The 2,381-nt window shown below is 69.2% G+C and carries 1 protein-coding gene; it reads left to right on the plus strand.

Going from position 1 to position 2,381, the window contains the following annotated elements:
- Nucleotides 1-232: 232 nt before the first annotated feature.
- Nucleotides 233-2,381 (plus strand): condensation domain-containing protein (locus tag AC1DWT_RS50870; RefSeq protein ID WP_477926225.1); only part of this gene is annotated, 2,149 nt, incomplete at its 3' end.

Genomic DNA, 2,381 nt, shown 5'->3' on the forward strand with positions numbered 1-2,381 from the left:
GCCGTTCGGGGCGGCGGGGGAGTTGTAGTTCGGGGCGGCGGGGGAGTTGTATTTGTCGGGTCCGGCGTTGGCGCGGGGGTATCGGAATCGGTTGGGGTTGACGGCGGCGCGGTTTGTTGCGGATCCGTTCGGTGGTCCGGGGCAGCGGATGTATCGGACGGGGGATGTGGTGCGGTGGCGGGAGGGTCCGGGTGGGCCGGTGCTCGAGTATGTGGGTCGCTCGGATTTTCAGGTGAAGATTCGTGGTTTCCGCGTCGAACTCGGCGAAATCGATGCGGTGCTGACGCAGCATCCCCGTATTGCGTTCGCGGTGACCCTCGGTCGCACCGCCCCGTCCGGGGACACCGTCCTGGTGTCGTACGTTCTACCGTCCGGTGACGGCGAACCCGACGTCGCCGAGGTCACCGACCATGTGCGCGGCAGTGTGCCCGCGCACATGGTGCCCGCGACGATCGTGATCCTCGACGAGTTGCCCCTCACCCCGGTGGGCAAGCTGGACCGGCAGGCATTGCCCACACCGGATTTCGCGGTGGTACGCACCGTCTTCCGTGCGTCGGACAGCGGAACCGAGCGGACCGTGGCAGATGTCTTCGCCGAGGTACTCGGACTCGACCGGGCCGGGCTCGACGACAACTTCTTCGACCTGGGCGGCAATTCGCTGAGCGCGACCCGCGTCGTCGCCCGCATCAACTCCGCACTGGGTACCGGCCTGGGGGTCCGCGAGCTGTTCGAGGCACCCACGGTGGTGGGCTTCGCCGCCCGCGCCGATGAAGCAGATCGCCGCGTCGCGGCGCGTACCGCACTCACCGGGGGCGTACGCCCCGATCGCCTGCCGCTGTCGCTGGCGCAGCAGCGGATGTGGATCGTCAACCAGGTCGACACGGCTTCGCCCGCCTACAACATTCCGATCGCGCTGCGCCTGTCCGGCGAACTCGACATCGAGGCCATGCGCGCCGCTTTCGAGGACGTCGTCGACCGGCACGAACCACTCCGCACCGTCTACCCCGGCTCCGCGGACGGCCCGCACCAGGTGGTGCTGCCCGTGGACCAGGTGACCCTCGACCTCACTCCGGTCACCGTCGCTGACGAAGCGGCGCTGCGCACCGAGCTGGTGTCACTGGCGTCGGCCGAATTCAACGTGCGCAGCGAGGTCCCGATGCGCATCGCACTTCTGCGGATCGGTCCGGACGAACACGTGTTGGCCCTGGTTCTGCACCATATCGCGGCGGACGGATCATCGATGGCGCCGCTGGCCCGCGACGTGATGGTCGCGTACACCGCACGTTCACACGGACGTCCGCCCGCGTGGGCGCCGATGCCGGTGCAGTATGCCGACTTCGCGCTGTGGCAGCGCCGCACCCTCGGCAGCGACACCGACCCGGACTCGCCCATCTCGGCGCAGCTGGACTACTGGCGCCGGACCCTCGACGGGATGCCCGAGCTGCTCGAACTGCCGCTCGACCGCCGGCGACCCCTGCAGCGGTCCTCGCACGGCGCCACCGTGCCGTTCGCGATCGGCGCGGACCTGCACAGGAAGCTGTCCGAACTTGCTCGGAGTCATGATTCGACACTGTTCATGGTCGCGCACGCCGCTCTCGCCGTCCTGCTCGGTCGGCTGAGCGGTGCGATGGATCTCGCAGTGGGCACGCCCCTCGCCGGCCGCGGCGACGCGGCACTGGACGAGATGGTCGGCATGTTCGTCAACACCGTGGTGCTACGGACCGACGTCGCACCCGACCGCTCCTTCACCGACCTGATGGCGCACGTCCGCGACACCGATCTCGGCGCGTTCGGGCAGGCAGAGGTGCCGTTCGACCGGGTCGTGCAGGCGGTCGACCCAGTGCGGTCCACGGCGCACGCCCCACTGTTCCAGGTGCTGCTCGAATTCCAGAACACCGAGGAGAGCCGACTCGAACTGCCCGGTCTGACCGTCGAGGTCGTCGACTCCGGCGTCGAGGTCGCCAAATGCGACCTGTTCCTGACCCTGAGTGAGAAAGTCGACGAAACCGGCGCGCCCGCAGGGATGTCCGCCGCATTCGGCTTCGCCACCGACGTCCTGGACGCAGGCACCGTCCGCGGCTTCGCGGATCAGTTCGTCCGGATCCTCGACGCTGTCACCGCATCGCCGGATCGCCCGATCGGCGACATCGACGTCCTCGGCGCGCACGAGTTGGATCGGTTGACGCCGGTGGTGGGTGGGGGGTCGGCCCCGGAGGTGTCGTTGCCGGGGTTGTTGGCGGCGGCGGTGGGGGTGGATCCGGATGCGGTGGCGGTGGTGTGTGGGGGGCGGCGGTTGACGTATCGGGAGGTGGATGCTTTGCTCGGGGTGGGGGTGGGTGCCGAGCTCGGGGTGGGGGTGGGTGCCGAGTCGGTGGTGGCGG

The sequence above is a fragment of the Rhodococcus sp. P4_B6 genome (assembly GCF_056402215.1).